This window comes from Caulobacter sp. UNC358MFTsu5.1, from assembly GCF_000712075.1.
Taxonomy (GTDB): Bacteria; Pseudomonadota; Alphaproteobacteria; order Caulobacterales; family Caulobacteraceae; genus Caulobacter.
The window spans coordinates 290,773-309,397 of sequence record NZ_JONW01000009.1; the positions used below are offsets into that span (position 1 = coordinate 290,773).

An 18,625-nucleotide genomic window follows, 5' to 3' on the forward strand; every position below is an offset into this window, starting at 1 on the left:
CATGCGTACCGACTATCTCGGCAATCCGGTCAGCCCGACCTCCGGCACGGCCCTGGCGGCCATCGACGATTTCGTCGATGGCTTCCTGAGCTACGAGACGCGGGCGGCGGACATCCTCGCCGCGGCCGAGGCCGAGCCGTCGAGCGCCCTGCTCAACGCCTACGCCGCCGCCCTCTGGCTGCTTCTCGAAGCGCCGGAGGCGGCGGAACGCGCGGCGCCCTATCTGGCCCGGGCCCGCGAGGCGGCGGGCGCGGCCCATCCGCGCGAGCGCCGGGTCGTGGATTTCGTCGCGGCCTGGTCCGCCAACGACATCCCCGGCGCGCTCGCGATCGCCGACGCCATCCTGGAGGCCTGGCCCCGGGACCTGCTGATCCTGAAGCTGCGCCAGTACCACGACTTCAATCGCGGCGACTTCCCCGCCATGCTCCGGTCGGCGAGCCGGGCCCTGCCCGCCGCCGACGACGTCCCCCAGCTGCACGCCATGCTGGCCTTCGCCTACGAGCAATGCCACCTGCTGGATGAGGCAGAGGCCGCCGCCCGCCGGGCGCTGGCGCTGAAGCGCAAGGAGCCCTGGGCCCAGCACGCCCTGGCCCATGTGATGCTGACCCAGGGCCGCATCGACGAGGGCGCGGCGTTCCTGGAAGGCGTCCGCGACACCTGGACGGGACTCAACTCGTTCATGGACACGCACCTGTGGTGGCATCTGGCGCTGTTCTATCTGAGCCAGGGACGGTTCGAGGCGGCGCTGGCCGCCTATGACGACCACTGCTGGGCCCAGGCCAAGGACTATTCCCAGGACCAGGTCGGCGCCGTCTCGCTGCTGGCGCGGCTGGAAGTGGCCGGGCTGGACGTCGGCCAGCGCTGGAACGACTTGGCCGATTACCTGGTCGTCCGCGCCGACGACGTGGTCCAACCGTTCCTGACCTTGCAGTACCTCTACGGCCTGGCCCGCGCCGGACGTCCGGAAGCCGACGCCCTGCTGGCCGCCGTGCGCCGCGCGGCGCTGGACGCGCCCGACCATGTCCGAGAGACCTGGCGCGAGGTGGCCTTGCCGGCCGCCGAGGGGCTGGTCGCCCACGCGCGCGGCGACGACGCGGCGGCGCTGCGCGGCCTGCGCGCCGCCCTGCCCCGGCTGGCCGAGATCGGGGGCAGCCACGCCCAGCGCGACCTCTTCGAACAACTGATCCTCGCGGCCCTGCTCCGCGCCGATCGGCTGTCCGAGGCCCAGCAGACCCTGGAGCTGCGCCGGAACTTCGATCCCGACGGCGTCCCGCTGAACCGCGCCCTGGCCGCCGTCTACGACCGCCTCGGCCTGGCCGGCGAGGCCGCCAAGGCCCGCGCCCGCGTCGAGCGTCGCCTGGCGGCCATCGCGTGAGGCTGCGCGCCCTCCTCGGCGGCTTGGCCGCCGCCCTCGCCATGGCCCTGGCGCCGGCGGTCCAGGCCGCGCCCAAGGACAGCCTGACGATCGCCCTGCAGCTGGAACCGCCCAACCTCGACCCGACCTCGGGCGCGGCCGCCCCGACCGACGAGGTGGTCTACGGCAACATCTTCGAGGGCCTGGTCCGGCTCGACGCCCAGGGCGCGGTCAAGCCGCTGCTGGCCACCTGGTGGGAGGTTTCGCCCGACGGCCTGACCTACACCTTCCACCTGCGCGACGGCGTGCGCTTCCAGGACGGAGCGGCCTTCGACGCGGGAACCGTCAAGTTCAGCCTGGAGCGCGCGATCGCGCCGGCCTCGGCCAACGTGCAGAAACAGGCGCTGAGCGTGATCCGCCGGGTCGAGGTGGTCGATCCCCGCACGGTGCGCCTGCACCTGGCCCAGCGCGACAGCGACCTGCTCTACGTGCTGGCCTGGGGCGACAGCGTGATGGTCTCGCCCCGCTCGGCCGCCGGCCTGGCCACCGCGCCCGTCGGCACCGGCCCGTTCCGCTTCGCCACCTGGCGGCGCGGCGACGCGGTGACCCTGACGCGCAACGACGGCTATTGGGACCAGCCGGCCCGCCTGCGGCAGGTGACGTTCCGGTTCATCGCCGATCCCGCCGCGGCCTTCGCGGCGATCAAGACCCACGAGGTCGACGCCTTCACCGACTATCCGGCGCCGGAAAGCCTGGCCCAGCTCCGCGCCGATCCGTCCCTGAAGGTGATCACCGCCTCCAGCGAGGGCGAGGTGATCCTGGCGATCAACAACCGCACCGGCCCGCTCGCGGACGTCCGGGTGCGTCGCGCCATCCAGCACGCCCTGGATCGGCGGACGATCATCGACGGGGCGATGTACGGCTACGGCGTGCCGATCGGCAGCCACTTCCCGCCGCAGAACGCGGCCTATGTCGACCTGACGGGCCTCTATCCGCACGACGTCGCCAAGGCCAAGGCGCTACTGGCGGAAGCCGGCTATCCGAACGGCCTGTCGCTGACCCTGAAACTGCCGCCGCCCAACTACGCCCGGCGCAGCGGCGAGATCGCGGCCGCCCAACTGGCCCAGGCCGGCATACGGGTGAAGATCGAGAACCTGGAATGGGCCCAGTGGCTGGACCAGGTTTACGGGCGCCACGCCTTCGACCTGAGCATCGTCGCCCACACCGAGCCGATGGACTACGGCATCTACGACAAGGCCGACTATTATTTCGGCTACCACAGCGACGCCTTCCACGGCCTGATGGAGACGCTGAAGGGCGCGACCGACGAGGGTCAGCGGACCGTGATCCTCGGCCAGATCCAGCGCCGGATCGCCGACGACGCGGTCAACGGCTTCCTGTTCCAGTTCCCCCGCCTGGGCGTCTTCGACGCTCGGCTGAAGGACTTCTGGGTCAATTCGCCGACCCAGGCGATCGACCTGCGCGCCGCCTCGTTCGGCGGCCAGGGCGTCGCGGACGGTCCCGTCGCCAAGGCCGGGCCAGGCGGCGCGATCCTCGGCGGCGTCCTGGCGCTCGCCGCTCTACTTGGGCTCCTGGCGATCGCCGCTCGCTTCGGCGCGACCTGGCTGGCCGGCCGCGCGGCGGTGATGATCCTGACCCTGCTGGCCGCCAGCATCGTGATCTTCGGCGTCATCCAGGTCATCCCCGGCGACCCGGCCGCCTACATGCTGGGCCTGAACGCCAGCCCCGAGGCGGCGGCCAGCCTGCGCCAGCAGATGGGTCTCGAAGGCCCGGCGACGCAACGCTACCTGGCCTGGCTGCTGGGCATGCTGCACGGCGATCTCGGCGTCAGCTACACCTACCAGACACCGGTCGCGGCCCTGGTCGCCGAGCGGATCGGCGTCTCCCTGCCCCTGGCTTTGCTGGCCATGGTCCTGTCCGTGGTCATCGGCGCGCCGATCGGCGCCCTGGCCGCCGCGCGCCGGGGCAAGGCGGCCGACACGATCGTGATGGGCCTGACCCAGGTGGGCGTCGCCATCCCGAACTTCTGGTTCGCCGTGCTGCTGGTCATGGTCTTCTCGATCGGGCTGCGCTGGGTCTCGGCCGGCGGCTTCCCGGGATGGGAGGCCGGCCTCGTCCCGGCGCTGAAGGCCCTGGCCCTGCCCTCCCTGGCCCTGGCCGCGCCCCAGGCGGCGATCATCGCCCGCGTCACCCGCTCGGCCCTGATCGACACCCTGGCCGAGGACTGGATGCGCACAGCCCGCGCCAAGGGGCTGACGGCCGGCCAGGCCCTGTGGCGGCACGGCCTGCCCAACGCCCTGATCCCGCTTCTGACCATCCTGGGCCTGCAGTTCCCGTTCCTGCTGGCCGGCGGGGTGATCATCGAGAACGTCTTCTTCCTGCCCGGGCTGGGACGTTTCGTCCTCCAGGCCATCACCCAGCGCGACCTGATCGTGGTGCAGGGCGTGGTCATGCTGCTGGTCTTCGCCGTCGTGGCGACCAACTTCCTGATCGACTTGGCCTATGTGGTCGTCGATCCGCGCCTGCGCGGGAGCCGGGGTCGATGAGCCGCGCCCGCCTTTCCCCGGCCCTCGTCGTCGGCGCGGCGATCAGCGTGGTCTTCGTCGCGTCCGCCCTGCTGTCCCTGGTCTGGACGCCCTACGACGTTGCGGCCTTCGACATCGGCCACCGGCTGGAGGGACCCACCGCCGCCCACTGGCTCGGCCGCGACCACTTCGGCCGCGACGTCGCCTCGATGATCCTGCTGGGGGCGGGCAACGCCCTGGCCGTTTCGCTGGTGGCGGTCCTGCTGGGCGCCGGCCTGGGCGTCCCGCTGGGCCTGCTGGCGGCCGCCCGGCGCGGTCTGATCGACGAGCTGGTCATGCGCGCCTCGGACGTCGCCTTCGCCTTCCCGGCCCTGATCCTGGCCATCCTGCTCACCGCCGTCCTGGGCCCGGGCGCGATCAACGCCGTGGTCGCCATCGGGATCTTCAACGTGCCGGTCTTCGCCCGCCTGACCCGCGGCGCCGCCCTGTCCCTGTGGACCCGCGACTACGTCCTGGCGGCCCGCATGACCGGCAAGGGCGCCGCCCGCATCTCGCTCGAACACATCCTGCCCGGCCTCGCCAGCGTGCTGATCGTCCAGGCGACCCTGCAATTCTCGCTGGGCGTCATCGCCGAGGCGGGCCTGTCCTATGTCGGCCTCGGGGCCCAGCCGCCCGCCGCCAGCTGGGGCAAGATGCTGGCCGACGCCCAGACCCTGGTCTCGGTCGCGCCGCTGCAGGCGATCTTCCCCGGCCTGGCCATCGTCGTCACCGTGCTGGGCCTGAACCTGCTGGGCGACGGCCTGCGCGACCGCTTCGATCCGCGCCTGGACGAGGAGCGCTGAGATGCTGGAAATCCGGGACCTCGCGCTCACCCTCGCCGACAAGCCGATCCTCAAGGGGCTGAGTCTGAGCCTGGACGCCGGCCAGGTCCTGGGCGTGGTCGGCGAGTCCGGCTCGGGCAAGTCGATGACGGCGCTCTCGATCCTGGGCCTGCCGCCGCGCGGCGCCCGGATCGAAGGGACCATCCGCTTCGAAGGCCGCGACCTGCTCGACCTGACCGACGCCGAGCTCGCCCGACTGCGCGGCGACCGCATCGGCATGGTGTTCCAGGAACCCATGACGGCGCTGAACCCGGTCATGACCATCGGCGCCCAGGTCGCCGAGGTCGTGCGCGTGCACCGCAAGGCCTCGCGCGCCGAGGCCAAGGCCGCCGCCCGCAAGGCGCTGGACCGCGTGGGCCTCGCCGACATCCCCCTGACGCGCTATCCCCACGAGCTGTCGGGCGGCCAGCGCCAGCGCGTGGCCATCGCCATCGCCGTCGTCCTGTCCCCGCGCCTGCTAATCGCCGACGAGCCGACCACGGCGCTGGACGTCACCACCCAGGCCCAGATCCTGGACCTGCTGCTCCGCCTGGTCCGCGAGGACGGCGCGGCGCTGATCCTGATCAGCCACGACCTCGCCCTCGTCGCCGAGGCCGCCGACCATGTGGCGGTGATGAAGGACGGCGAGATCGTCGAGCAGGGCGAGACCGGAGCCCTCTTCGCGGCCCTGGCCCATCCCTACACCCGCGCCCTGGCCGCCGACGCGGCGCGTGCGCCGGTGCGCACGCGCAGACCCGATGCAGACGCCGCCCCTGTGCTGGAAGCGCGCGGGGTCGTCCGCGACTATCCCGGGCGGCGCAGCTTCCTGAAGGCCGCCCCGCCCGTGCGCGTGCTGTCAGGCGTCTCCCTGGCCATCCGTCCGGGCGAGATCGTCGGCCTGGTCGGCGAGTCCGGCAGCGGCAAGTCGACCCTGCTGCGGGCGCTGATGGCGCTGGACCCGGTCCAGGGCGGCGAGGTTCGGCTGGCGGGCGCGCCGTTCACGCCGAACGCGCCGCGCCGGAGCCGTCGGGCGATCCAGCTGGTCTTCCAGGACCCGAACGGCAGCCTCGACCCGCGCTGGACGGTCGAACGGCTGGTCGCCGAGCCGCTGCATCTGCTGGACGACAAACTCCCATCCACCGAGCGCCGTCGACGGGTCGAAGCCGTCCTGGCCAAGGTCGGTCTGCCCGCGGAGGCCGCCGACCGCTATCCGCACCAGTTCAGCGGCGGCCAGCGCCAGCGCATCGCCATCGCCCGCGCCCTGATCGCCGAGCCGGACGTCATCGCCCTGGATGAGGCGGTCTCGGCCCTGGACGTCACCGTCCGCGCCGAGGTGCTGGACCTGCTGGCCCGTCTCTCCGACGCGCTGGGCGTGGCCTATCTGTTCGTGACCCACGACATGGGCGTGGTGCGCGGTCTGACCGACCGGGTGCTGGTGATGAAGAAGGGCGAGATCGTCGAGAGCGGTCCGACCGCCGAGGTTTTCGCCGATCCGAAACATCCCTATACGGCGCAACTGATCGCCGCGACGCCGGACCTCGACCGGGCCCTCGCCGCCCGGCGCTAGGCCCGCGCGGCGTAGACCCCGCGCGCGATGGCGCGGGCCAGGCAGTCGCCGGCCGCCGAGCCCAGGCGCGCGAGCCGATGCTGGCGACCTTCGTCGCCCAGGTCTATCGCCCCCGACGCGGCGGCGAACACGACGTCGCCGTCGAACGGGGTGTGGACCGGGCGGATGGCGCGCGAGAGCCCGTCCTGGGCCATCATCGCCAGTCGCTTGCACTCGCCCGCGTCGAGCGCGGCGTTGACGGCCACCACGGCCAGGGTGGTGTTGGCGCCGAGCGCCGCGCCCTTGCCCGCCAGCCGGGAGTCCGCCGGCATCGGCTCCACCGCCCCGGCCGGGCCGCTGGGCGTGCGCCCGCCGTATTCGCCGCCGATCTCGAACGGCCAGGCCCAGAAGGTCTCGCCGTCGGGCATGTACACCGAGCCGACGGGATTGACCGCCGCCAGGGCCCCGACCACCAGACCGTCGCCCAGGTCCAGCGAGGCCGAGCCGAGCCCGCCCTTCACCAGACCGGCGCGGGCGCCGCGACCCGCGCCCACCGATCCCAGAGCGAAATCCTGACCCGCCGCGGCGAACGCTTCCAGCCCCAGGCGGCGGTACGGCGGCTCCAGACCCCAGCCCTTGTCGCCGTCGTTGGACAGGTCGTAGAGCACCGCGCCCGCGACGATCGGCGCGCGCGGCGCGGCGGGATGCACGGCGAACCCCTCCCCCGCGTTCGACAACGCCGCCGTCACGCCATCGGCTGCGCCCAGGCCGAACACCGAGCCGCCGCTGAACACCGCCGCGTGGAGCCGGGCGTAGCCGTTCTCGCTGGACAGGGCCTCGGTCTCGCGCGTTCCGGGCCCGCCGCCGCGCACGTCCACGCCCGCCGCCCAGCCGCCGGGAAAGCGGACGACCGTGACGCCGCTGCGGGCGATCTCGTCCGTCGCGTTGCCGACCAGGAGTCCCGGCACGTCGGTGAGCAGGTTGAGCGGACCAGGTCGAAGCAAGGCGGAGTCCTTCAAGGCGTCGCGGATCGGATCGGCCGCGCGGGGCTTGTCTTACAACCCTTACATCCATCGGGCGAAGGCCTGGGACCTAAATCCGCTGCGAGGATTTCTGGCCTGGGCGCTCAGCCCTGGACCTCGGTCTCGGCAAGGCCGCGCTCGAGCCGGGCGGCCCAGGTCGAGAGGTCGTCGCGCGCTTCGGCCGCGGTGTGCCTGAGCCCGGCCAGGGCGGCCTCGAAATCGTCCCCGTCGACGCCGCACGCTTCCAGGCGACTGGCCGCGTTCCCCAGGCGATGCAGGCCCAGCAGGCCCGCCGAGCCGGCGGTCTTGTGGGCCTCGGCGATCAGCGCTTCACGGGACGAGGCCGTGAAGCGCCCTTCCAACTGGCCCTGCAGCATGGTCACGAACTTCAAGGTCGCCTCGGGGCCCATCGACTCCTCGAAGGCCAGTTGCGCTTCCCGGTCGGCGTCGACCGCTCCGGCGTCATCCTCGCCGGACCTGGCGACGGGTTCAGCCCGGCCGGACGCCGGCGCCGAGGCCGTGAACGCCGTGACCAGCGCGCGTTCCAGGTCGGCCGGGGCCAGGGGCTTGAGCAGGTGGCCGTTCATCCCGGCCGCCAGGCAGGCCTCGACCTGCTGGGGCGTGCCGCTGGCCGACAGCGCCAGGATCGGCAGGCGGTCGAAACCGGCGGCCCGGATGGCGGCCGTGGCGGCCAGGCCGTCCATCGTGGGCATGTGGACGTCCATCAGGACCAGGTCGTAGGGCTGGGCCAGCACGGCCGCCACGGCCTCGGCGCCGTCGCTGGCCAGGTCCACTCCGCAGCCGTGCTGCTCGACCATGATCTGGCAAAGCTCGCGATTGAGGGCGACGTCGTCGCAGACCAGCACGCGCTTGCCGGGGAACATGGCGCGCCCGCCCGCCGCCTTCTCGTGGCCGGCGGGCAGGATGCCGCGCTGCAGCACCACCTCGAACCAGAAGGTCGAGCCTTCGCCCGGCGTGCTCTCGACCCCGATGTCGCCCCCCATCAGCTCGATCAGTTCGCGCGATATGGCCAGGCCCAGCCCCGTCCCCCCGAACGTGCGGGTGATGGCCCCGTCCGCCTGGGAGAAGCGCTTGAACAGCATCCCGATCTTGTCGGCCGGGATGCCCACGCCCTGGTCGATGACCCGGACCTTCAGCCCGACCGTCGCCTCGCCCAGCTCAATCACCTCGAGGTCCACGGTGACCGCGCCGTCCTCGGTGAACTTCACGGCGTTGGACAGCAGGTTCAGCAGGACCTGGCGCAGCCGGTACTTGTCGCCGATCACCACGTCGCCGTGGTCGCCCGTCATCCCCAGCCGAACCCGCCTGTCCGCCGCCTGGGGCTCGACCATCGAAAGCGCCTCGGAGACCATGTCGCCGACGGAGAAGGGCCTGGCCTCCAGCTCCACCGCCCGGGCCTCCAGCTTGGAGAAGTCCAGCACGTCGTTGATCAGGCCGTTCAGCGCCTCGCCGGCGCCCCGCACCAGCAGCACCCGGCGACGGTCTTCGGCCGACAGGTCGGGGCTCTGGGCCAGGAGGCGCGAAAAGCCGATCACCCCGTTGAGGGGCGTGCGCAGCTCGTGGCTCATATTGGCCAGGAATTCCGCCTTGGCGTTGTTGGCGGCCTCGGCGGCGTCGCGGGCGTCGGCGAGCTGGGTCGCCATGGCGGCCAGCACCTGAGCTTGCTGCTCCAGCGCCTCCTGGGCCTCCACCCGCGCGGTCAGGTCCTGGGCCTGGGCGATGAAGTGCAGCGGCTGGCCGTCCGGTTCGCGCACCAGGGACACCGACAGATTCACCCAGACCGGAGTGCCGTCGCCGCGGATGTAACGCTTGTCCATCGTGTAGCTGACGATCTCCCCCGCCAGCAGCCGGTCCCGGTGATGGAGGTCCAGATCCAGGTCGTCCGGATGGGTGATGTCCTGGAACCTCAGCTCCAGGACCTCGGCCTCGGGATAGTCGACGATCCCGCAGAACGCGTCGTTGACCTTGCTGAAGCGGCCGTCGGGCGTGACCAGGGCCATGCCGATGGAGGCGTGATGGAAGGCGTTCTCGAACAGCTCCATCTGCGCCTTGCGCTCGGTGATGTCTTGCATCATCGCGGTGAACTGCCAGCCGTCGGGACCGTCGATGGCGTTGATCGACAGCTCCACGGGGAAGATCTCGCCCGACTTCCGGCGCGCCGGCATCTCGATGCGCCGATCCAGGACCGCGCCCTTGTGGGTCTTGAGGAACCGGTGCATGCCCGCCTCATGGGCGGCGCGATGGTCGGGCGGGATGATCAGTTCGGTCAGGGGCGCCCCCAGCGCCTCGGCGGCGGTCCAGCCGAAGATGGTCTCGGCCAGTCGGTTCCAGTCGGTGACCCGGTCGTGCTCGTCGATGGTGACGATGGCCTGGCGGGCGTCGGCGATGACGCGCCGGGCCCTCGCCTCGCTGGCCTGCAGATGGGCTTCCAGCGACTTCTGCTCGGAGATGTCGCGGATGACGGCCACCATCTCGGCGGGCTGGCCGGCCTCGTCCCGGATCAGCCGGAAGCGCGTCTCGACCCACACTGGATGGCCGTCGCGATGGGCCGCGCGGTGCTGGACGGCGATCTCCTCGCGGCCGGCGGCCATCTGGGCGAAGGCGTCCAGGATGATCGGCCTGTCCGGTTCGTAGACGAAGCTGTCGGCGGACCGCCCCGCCATTTCGCGGGGCGTGTAGTCCAGCAGCGCCTTGATGGCCGGCGAGATGTAGCTGCTGCTGCCGTCCAGCGCGATGCGGGTGACCACGTCGGCCATGTTGTCGGCCAGCAGCTTGTATCGGCTCTGGCTCCGGCGGACGCTTTCCAGAGCCTCGCGGCGATCGGTGACGTCCTGGATCACCCCGAACAGCGCCACCACCTGGCCCGCATCGTCCAACTCGGTGGTGGCCCGGACCAGCACCTGGCGAACGGCGCCGTCGGGGCGCACGATCCGCAGCTCATGTTCGAACCCGCCTCTGGTCGCCAGGACCACGGCGACGGTGCTGGAGACCGTCGCGCGGTCGTCGGGATGGTAGAACTGCAGCCGATCACCGGCGTTCGGGTCGAACGTCCCGGGCTCGACCCCATGGATGCGGAAGACCTCGTCCGACCATTCCACCCTCTTGGTCCGGATGTCGTACCGCCACTGGCCGACGCCCGAGATCGCCTCGGTGAGCGTCAGCATTCGCTTCTGCTCGGCCAGGGACCGCACGTCGCGGATGTGCTCCAGGCGCTCGACCACCATCCCGGCCAGCGCCTTGAGCTCCTCGAGCGCCTCGGGCGTGGGGCGTTCGCGCGGTTCGGTGTCGATCACGCAGAGGGTGCCGAGGTTGTAGCCGTCGCGGTCGGTCAGCAGCGCGCCGGCGTAGAAGCGGATGTGCGCCTCGCCCGTCACGAACGGGTTGTCGACGAAGCGCGGATCGTCGAGCGCGTTCTCGACCACCATGACGCCTCGGGGCGGAAGGGCGAGGGCGTGGCTGCAGAAGGCCTCCTCGCGCGTCGTTTCGCAGACGTCGAGCCCGACCTTCGACTTGAACCACTGGCGCCGGTCGTCGATCAGCGTCACCAGGGCGATCGGCGTCGCGAACAGGCGCGCGGCCAGGGCGGTGATCTGATCGAAGGCCGGCTCCGGCGCCGTATCGAGGATACGGAGGGCGTGCAGCGCGGCGAGGCGTTCGAGTTCCGGCATCAGGCCAGTCCTGTTTCGATCCGGGCCGGACCGACGGGCGCGAACATCCAACGCCCCGCGGGCGCGATCGGATGCTGCCCCTGGCCCGGCGCGGTCATGAGGTCTTGAACCCCCTCCGCGTCATGGTTCCCCACCCCTGGGCGCCCGTGACGAACTGCCAGGCGCCGCGGACGCGCCAGAAGTTGTTGATCTGCCGGTAGCCGAAGTTCTCCAGGACGGCCGCGCCCATCAGGATCAACAGGCTCTTGGCGTCGGGGAACCGGCGGAGCTCGGCCTCCTCCAGGGCCAGGGCGCCGACGCTGATCACGATGCCGAACCCGAAGGTCACCGCCAGCATGGCCCAGAGGTAGTCGGCGGACAGCAGGCCCAGCAGCCAGAAGGCCGGGATCAGGACGTAGCCGAAGATCTCGATGATCGGCCCCAGGACGTCGACCAGCAGGATGTGCCCGAACCCGACCAAGCCGATCCGGCCGTAGCCCGGGTTCAGGATCATATCGCGATGCCGGAAGAAGGTCTCCAGCGCGCCCCGATGCCAGCGCGCCCGCTGGCGGGCCAGCACCGACCAGCTTTCCGGGGCCTCGGTCCAGCACACGGGCTCAGGCGTGAAGCCGATCCGGTACGGCTTGCCCAGCCGGCGGTAGTGCTTGTGCAGCTTGACGACCAGTTCCATGTCCTCGCCGACCGTGCCGTGGCTGTAGCCGCCGACGTCCAGCACCGCCTGCCGACGAAAGAGGCCGAACGCGCCGGAGATGATCGTCAGGGCCGAGATGCGGCTCCAGGCCAGCCGGGCCATCAGGAACGCGCGCAGGTATTCCACCGTCTGCAGCAGCGCCAGGACGTTTCGCGGCGCGCCGACCTCGACCACGCGCCCGAACGCGATCTTGCAGCCGTTGGCGATGCGGATGGTGCCCCCCACCGCGATCGTGCGCTCGGGATCGTCGACGAACGGACGGACCGCCCGCAGCAAGGCGTCGGGCTCGAGCAGGGAGTCGGCGTCCATCGAGCAGACGATCGGCGCGCGCGACAGGTTCAGGGCCGCGTTGAGCGCGTCGGCCTTGCCGCCGTTCTCCTTGTCGATGACCAGCAGCCGGGGCTGCTTGGCCCCGGCGTAGAGCCCGCGGATCGCCGCGCAGGGCGCGGCCAAGGGGTAGTGGCGGTGGGTCGGGGTCAGTTCGAAGGCCTCGACCAGCACCTTCAGGGTCTCGTCCTTGGAGCCGTCATTGACGACGATGACCTCGAAGTTGGGATACTGCAGGGCCAGCAGCGACCGGATGCTCTCGACGATGGTCAGGGCTTCGTTATAGGCGGGCGCCATCAGGGTGATCGGCGGGGCGGCGTCCGCGAAGCGCCGCCAGAGCACGGCCGGCGCGCCGATCGAAGGATCCTGGGCCAGGGCCCGGGCGGCCAGCAGCAATTGCCAGAGATAAAGCAGGTTCTGCAGCAGGCCTGTGACGATGACCGCCACGGCGATGGCCTCGGCGACGCCGACCAGCCAGTGGGCCGCCTCGTGCAGCAGCCCGTTCATGTCGCGTCCCCCTCGGCCAGGGCCAGTTCGGCCGCGCGGTGGGCCAGCGGGCGTTCGCTTCCGGCCGCCAGTCGCAGCACCGCCCGCCCCTCCACGCCCAGGGCGAACAGCGCCTCGCCGGCCCGGAACCGGACCCACCATTCGGCGTCGCCCAGCAGACGGTCCAGCCCGGCCGCCAGGCGTGAGAAGCCCGCCGCCCCGGCCGCCTCGGCCGCCGCCGAACGGACAGTCCAGCTCTCGTCCTCCATGGCGCGGCCGATGGCCCCCTCGCCCGCCGGATGCTGCAGCCGCCCCAAGGCCCGCACCGCCGCGGTGCGCACCTCGAAATGGGCGTGGCCCGCGAAGGCGATCAGCAGCGGAACCACCTGGTAGTCGCCGGAGAACCCCAGGGCGTCCAGCGTCAGCGCGCGCAGCTGGGGCGAAAGGTCGGCGCGCTCTAGGGCCTTCATGGCGGCCGCCGGATCGGCGGCGGCGACCTGGCGCAGCAGCTCGGCGTAGAGGCGGGACGGCTCCAGTTCGCCGCCGACCGCGTAATCGAGCAGCCGGCCGATGCTGGGCGGATTGCCATTGTCGGCGAGGGCCTTGACGGCGGCCATGCGGATTTCCGGGCGCGGCGACCCTATGGCGCGCCGCATGGCCTGTCGCGCGGTCTCCCCGCCCAGCGCCGACAGGGCTTCGAGCACCGTCAGGCGCCCGGCCCGCGACCCTCGCTCCAGCCGCGCCACCAGCACGTCGACCAGGCCGATCTCGCGCAGCTGGCTGAGGACGCGCTCCTGATCCGCGCCCCGGATCAGCCCCTGGAACTCGACCAGCACGTCCGCCATCAGCCGTGCCCGGTGGGCGTAGGCGCGCAACGCGTCGATCGCGTCGGGAACGTCGCGCAACAGGGCCGACAGCCCTTCGACCACGGCCCGGCGGTCGGCGGCCAGGCGCCCGGCCCTGCGCTCGTTGATCAGGCGCAAGACGATCAGCCCGCTCATCCAGCCGAGAGCCAGCGCGATCAGGACCAGGGCCGTGATCCAGATGATCGCCAGCGGGGACATCAGAACCGCGTCGTCAAGGCGATCGCCACCTCGTCTCGATCGTAGGCGTCGCGCATCTCGTGGGTGAAGCCCAGCTGGAGGCTCAGCGCGCGACTGAAGTCGACCGCCGCGCCGGCCGAGGCGGCCCGGACCGTCACCGTGCGTCCGGACGAACTCTCGGGCGCGTCAGCCCAGCCGGCGTAGAGCCGCAGATCGCCGCGCGGGCTCCAGTCGCCGCGCACCGCATAGCCGCTGCGGAAATCGTCCAGTTCGTCCACCGTGAGGAAGGCGCGCGCCGTCAGGCTGACCCGCTCCTTCCAGGCCAGGACGGCGTAAGGCTGCAGACCGCGCACGTCGCCGACCTGATAGCGGGCCCAGCTGGCGTCCGCGCCCAGCCGGGTCGTCCACGCCCCTTTTGCGTCGATCCGCGCCGAACCGCCGCCGCGCACGCTGAATTCGGGCCGGTAGTCGGCGTCGGGCGTCCCGCCCACGGCGATCCAGGCGTCCCGGTTGGGGCCGAAGGCCCGCGCGCCCAGGGCTTCGATGAAGACGTCCTCGCGTCCGAAGCGCTCCGTGCGGTCCACCGACAGCACCCCGGTGTCGCGACCGTGTCGCGCACTCAGGGCGACGATCGTCGACGACCAGTGGCCCAGGCCGTTCGAAAGCTCGCTGCGGGCGTGGGCCAGGTCCAACCGCCAGGTCACCGGCGCCGCGGCGGCCGCCGGGGCGCCGTCGATCTGGCGCGCCAGGGCCTGGACCTCGGGATCGCCGGCCGAGGTCGCCGACAGCGGCGTCAACCGTTTGCGCGCCGTGGCCGCATCGCCCGCGAACAGGGCCGAACGCGCATAGGCCAGGCGGGCGTCGCGATAGTCCGGCGCCAGCCGCAAGGCGGCCTCCAGCGCCCGGTCGGCGGCGTCGTATCGATGGGCCGCGATATAGGCCAGGCCGAGGTTCAGCTGCACGTCGGCGTCGGCCGGCCGCTGGCGGGCCAGCGCCTCGAACGCCGCGATCGCCTCCTCGGTGCGCCCCGCCGTGCGGGCTTCCACCGCCGCGGCGTAGGTCGGGTCCACCGCCTGGGCCGCGACCAGAATCCAGACCATCAAACGACCTCGCTCGGCGACAGCCGCGCCAGGCGCGCGACCAGTTCGTCGGGGTTGAACGGCTTGGCCAGATAGTCCGCCGCCCCGAGCTGCAGGGCGCTGACCACGTCGTCCTGGCGCTTGAGCGCCGTCAGCATGAACACCGTCAGGTCGCGGGTCTGATCGTCGTCCTTGAGGCGGCGCAGCACCTCGAAGCCGTCGAGCACGGGCATCATGGCGTCCAGGACCAGGACCGCCGGCCTAAGCGCGCGGGCCTGCTCCAGCGCGGCCCCGCCATCCTCGGCCAGGATCACCCGATAGCCGGCCCGGGTGAGCTTGTGTTCCAGAATACTGCGAAGCAGTGGGTCGTCGTCGGCGACTAGAATAAGTCCGTTTGGCATCGGACATCTCCTCGCGGAACAATCTTCACTATATCAGAATCGACTTCGCCCAACCGATAACACACCGCGCGAACAAACATGATGAATGTGATCTTCGACGCCGGGAGAAAATTCCAAAATCTCTCCAATCAACACTCAAGCTTCCGGGCCTGACGCCTTGCACGCACGGCGTCGCCGAACCGTCCGCCTTGCTCCCTGCCTCACATCTCAAGGGAACAACCTGCTCCCTCGGCTCGCCGTTCCGTTGAAGACGAACCTCATCAGGGCCACGCGCCACGGGAGTTGATCGAGCATCGCGCCGCGCCGATCCTCACGACCGCGAGCCAAGGCGATAAGTTTTCCGTCCGGAGCCATCGATTTTGACTGTTTGAGCTAGGCGCGCCGCCCGAACGGCCGCCCCTATCTCCAAAAAACACACAAAAGGGTGCGAAATGGACAGGCAGCCGGCGGAGTCCCTCCGCCTTTTCCGAGTGCGTCCGCGCCTTGTCTTGGCGCTGTCCGGGCCATCGACCTCGTCCGATCGCCGCACCCGCCCGGCCCGCTCGCCGTCGCCGGCCGGGCGCCTCGACGCCGCGATCGAGCCGGCGTCCTTCTGGTTCGACAACCCGCCCTATTGAGCTTCCAGGAACGGGAAAGGGCGGGCTCGCGCCAAGCGAACCCGCCCTCCCCTCGGTCGCGCCTGGCGCGCCGTCTTACAGCTTCAGGCGCGCGCCGACGGTGAAGTAGCGGCCCAGCACGTCGTCGCCGATCGCATAGCCGTCCCGCATGCCCGCCCGGGTGCCGTTGCCCGAATAGGCGCCGCCGGGCGGATCGGCGTCGAACAGGTTCTGGACGTTCAGGAACAGGTCCGTCTTGCCGATCTTCGTCTCGACCTCGTAGGTCAGGGTGACGCTGGTGGTGGCGAAGGCGCCGATGTGGTTGTCGGCCCACACCTGGGTCGGGTCGCCGCCCAGCTTCATCGAGTCGCGCCAGCGCTCCATAAGGTCCAGCGTCACGTTCGGCGCCGGCTGGAAGCGGGCCAGGGCGGTGATGCGCAGCGACGGTCCCGCGGCCATGCCCAGCGGCCCGAAGGCCACCCCGCCCTGGTCGGTCGTCGTCACGCCCGGCTGGCGATAGTAGACGTGCGGCTGCCAGGCGCCCAGGAAGCGGAGGTTGGCCGGGCGGTCGAACAGGGTGGCGGCGTAGTTGACCTCCAGGTCCGCGCCCCAGGTCTCGATCTCGGCGATGTTGTAGTACTTGGTGTACCACCGGGTGACCGCGTTGGACGCCGAGGTGTCGGTGTAGCCGTTCGGCCGGGTCTGCAGGGCGCAGAACGGCGAGGAGCCGCCGCTGGCGTAGCAGGCCTGCTGGTAGGCCGCCGTCGAGCCGGCGATCTGGGCGATCGCGTCGGTGACGGTGATATGGTAGCCGTCCAGCGCGACGCTGAGGCCTGGAGCCGGGTTCCAGACTAGGCCCGCCGTGGTCGTCTTGCCGATTTCAGCGGTCAGGTCGGGGTTCGACAGGTCGGTCGACGGCACCCGGGGGCTGAGCCCCGTCAGCAGGTCCACCGGATTGACCGGCACCGAGTTCACCGGCGCGAACAGCTCGTAGAGCGTGGGCGCGCGGATGTCGCGCGACTTGGTGCCCCGGAAGCGCAGGGCGTCGTTGACCCGCCAGTCGAAGCCGACCTTCCAGGTCCAGTAGTTGCCGCTGGTGTCGTAGTCAGTGTAGCGCGCCGCGCCGTTGATGTTCAGCGCCTGGGCCCAGGAGGCGTCCTTCAGCAGCGGGACGTCGACTTCCAGCGCCGCTTCCTTGACGGTCTGGCTGACCTTGGGGCTGCTGGCGTAGGTCTGGGTCCACAGGGCGCCGCCGACGGTGCAGTTGTAGCGCAGCCCTGTGCAGTTGACCGTGTCGCTGGGCAGGGCGTCGCTCTTGGACTCGAAGCTCAGCTTCCGCATCTCGGCCGACAGGGCGATGTTGACGTCGCCGGCCCAGGTCTTGACCGGCGAGCCGGCGATCTGGCCCGACACGGCGTCCATCGTCGTGTCGGCCGTGTAGTGGGTGGGCTGCATCACATAGGCGATCGCGTCGGCGTTGGCGGCGGTGGGGCCGAAGACGTTCAGCGGCTTGCAGTTGGCGTAGGCCGAATTGGTCAGGCTGGCGTTGCAGACGATGTTGCCGGACCCGTCGGTGACCGCGTCCAGGGCCGCGGCTAGGCGCTGGTTGTTGACGTTGTTCTGCAGGGTCGTCTTCAGCTCGGTCTTGCCGTGGGTGAAGTCCAGGCCCCACTTGTAGTCGCCGATCCCGCCGTCCAGGCCCGCGGTGTAGATCCACTGGTCGGACTTGGAGTCGGCCTCCAGCCGCCCGGCGTCGGCCACCAGCTCGCTGAGCGTGAAGGTGGTCACGCCCGCCATCGCCGTCCGGTAGGCCGGGGCCAGGAAGGCGTTCTGCGAGTTCATCGTGACCTTGTTGAGGGTCAGGTAGTCCGAGAAGTTGCTGTTGGTCTTCTTGTTGCCGCCGACCTGCACATAGGCGTGCACGCTGTCGGAGAGGTCGTAGTCGACGCGGCCGAAAACCTGCTGCCCCTTCAGCGAGGCCAGCAGCGAAGAGTCGTAATAAGCGCCCTCGCCGCCGATCTCGAGGGCCGACGAGCCGGTGGCCGTTCCGTGCACGAACGGACGCAGGACGCCGTTGGTCGCGAAGGTCTGGCCGGCCAGCGGACCGCTGCCGATCAGGCCGCCGAACGTGTAACCGGACTGGTGGACGTTGCTGTACAGCGTGTACGGATTGGCGGTCGTGCCGGCGCCGGCCACGCCCCACAGGTTCATCCAGTCGCGATCCGAGCGATACGGGATGCCCTTCTCGTCGCGGTATTCGTAGCTGCCCTCGAAGTGGCCGCGGCCCTCGGCGAACTTGGTCCCGGCCGCGAAGCCGACATCGACCTTCTTGCCGTCGCCCTCGCTGGAGACGCCGGTCTGGGCCAGGGCCCGCAGGCCCTCGAACTTCTTGTCGATCACGTAGTTGACCACGCCGCTCATGGCGTCCGAGCCGTAGACGGCCGAGACGCCGCCGGTGACCGTATCGACGCGCTGGACCAGCATCTGCGGGATCACGTCGACATCGACGACGCCGTTCAGCAGGGTCGGCGGCACGCGCTGGCCGTCCAGCAGCACCAGGGTCCGGTTGGGGCCGATGTTGCGCAGGTTCAGCTGGTTGGCCGAGGCGTTGCCGGCCCCGACGCTGCCGGTCGAGGTCGGATTGACGCCTGAGCCACGCGAGCCGGCGAACACCGGCAGGATCTGGAGCGCGTCGGCCAGGGTCCCAGGCTGGACGCGCAGGGCGTCGGCGGACTGGACCACAGTGACCGGCGACGGGCTGGCGTCGCCGTTCTTGATGACCCGCGAGCCGGTGACGACGATCTCCTCGACCGTAGCCGCCGCATCGGGAGCGGCCTCCTGGGCGAAGGCGGCGCCGGCGAGCGCGAGCAGGCTGCCGCCCGCGAGCAGACCGGCCGTCTGGCTGAGCTTCTTCATGATCCCTCCCATGGGCGGGTCCGGCGCGGTTGCTCCGCGTCCGTCCCGTTCTTTCCTTGCAGCCTGTTC

General features: G+C 71.0%; 11 protein-coding genes. 4 read left to right on the top strand and 7 right to left on the bottom strand.

The window, feature by feature from the left end; genetic code table 11:
• The first annotated feature begins 1 nt into the window (after window position 1).
• The 4 genes from BR39_RS0118715 to BR39_RS0118730 are packed head-to-tail and all read left to right on the top strand — an operon-like array spanning window position 2 to window position 6,327.
• Window positions 2-1,375, top strand: coding sequence for a hypothetical protein (locus tag BR39_RS0118715; RefSeq protein ID WP_029915011.1), 1,374 nt, complete (start codon window positions 2-4; stop codon window positions 1,373-1,375).
• A complete protein-coding gene (locus tag BR39_RS0118720; protein ID WP_197026729.1) occupies window positions 1,372-3,921 on the top strand; it encodes an ABC transporter substrate-binding protein in 2,550 nt (849 codons plus the stop codon). The genes BR39_RS0118715 and BR39_RS0118720 overlap by 4 nt, the downstream gene beginning before the upstream one ends.
• The gene (locus BR39_RS0118725; protein ID WP_029915013.1) at window positions 3,918-4,742 is read left to right on the top strand and encodes an ABC transporter permease; all 825 of its coding nucleotides are present in this window, start codon (window positions 3,918-3,920) and stop codon (window positions 4,740-4,742) included. Before BR39_RS0118720 ends, BR39_RS0118725 begins: the two co-directional genes overlap by 4 nt.
• A gap of 1 nt (window position 4,743) precedes the next feature.
• The gene (locus BR39_RS0118730) at window positions 4,744-6,327 is read left to right on the top strand and encodes an ABC transporter ATP-binding protein (protein WP_029915014.1); all 1,584 of its coding nucleotides are present in this window, start codon (window positions 4,744-4,746) and stop codon (window positions 6,325-6,327) included.
• Here BR39_RS0118730 and BR39_RS0118735 read toward each other — a convergent pair.
• The 7 genes from BR39_RS0118735 to BR39_RS0118770 form a co-directional block, all read right to left on the bottom strand.
• Window positions 6,324-7,310 (bottom strand): P1 family peptidase, encoded by a 987-nt coding sequence (locus BR39_RS0118735; RefSeq protein ID WP_029915015.1) that lies wholly within the window; start codon window positions 7,308-7,310, stop codon window positions 6,324-6,326. The genes BR39_RS0118730 and BR39_RS0118735 overlap by 4 nt on opposite strands.
• A gap of 122 nt (window positions 7,311-7,432) precedes the next feature.
• Complete coding sequence (locus BR39_RS25435; RefSeq protein WP_035018669.1) at window positions 7,433-11,017, bottom strand: PAS domain S-box protein; 3,585 nt, start codon at window positions 11,015-11,017, stop codon at window positions 7,433-7,435.
• Window positions 11,018-11,111: 94 nt separating this feature from the next.
• A complete protein-coding gene (locus tag BR39_RS0118745; protein WP_029915016.1) occupies window positions 11,112-12,542 on the bottom strand; it encodes a glycosyltransferase family 2 protein in 1,431 nt (476 codons plus the stop codon).
• Window positions 12,539-13,585 carry a HEAT repeat domain-containing protein gene (locus BR39_RS0118750; RefSeq protein ID WP_029915017.1) on the bottom strand — a complete coding sequence of 349 codons (1,047 nt, stop codon included), beginning with the start codon at window positions 13,583-13,585 and terminating at the stop codon, window positions 12,539-12,541. The genes BR39_RS0118745 and BR39_RS0118750 overlap by 4 nt, the downstream gene beginning before the upstream one ends.
• Window positions 13,585-14,664 (bottom strand): YaiO family outer membrane beta-barrel protein, encoded by a 1,080-nt coding sequence (locus BR39_RS0118755; protein ID WP_029915018.1) that lies wholly within the window; start codon window positions 14,662-14,664, stop codon window positions 13,585-13,587. The genes BR39_RS0118750 and BR39_RS0118755 overlap by 1 nt, the downstream gene beginning before the upstream one ends.
• A complete protein-coding gene (locus BR39_RS0118760) occupies window positions 14,664-15,044 on the bottom strand; it encodes a PleD family two-component system response regulator (protein WP_029915021.1) in 381 nt (126 codons plus the stop codon). Before BR39_RS0118760 ends, BR39_RS0118755 begins: the two co-directional genes overlap by 1 nt.
• A 692-nt stretch (window positions 15,045-15,736) precedes the next feature.
• Window positions 15,737-18,556: a TonB-dependent siderophore receptor gene (locus BR39_RS0118770; RefSeq protein WP_029915025.1), complete on the bottom strand. Its 2,820-nt coding sequence runs from the start codon at window positions 18,554-18,556 to the stop codon at window positions 15,737-15,739.
• Window positions 18,557-18,625 lie beyond the last annotated feature (69 nt).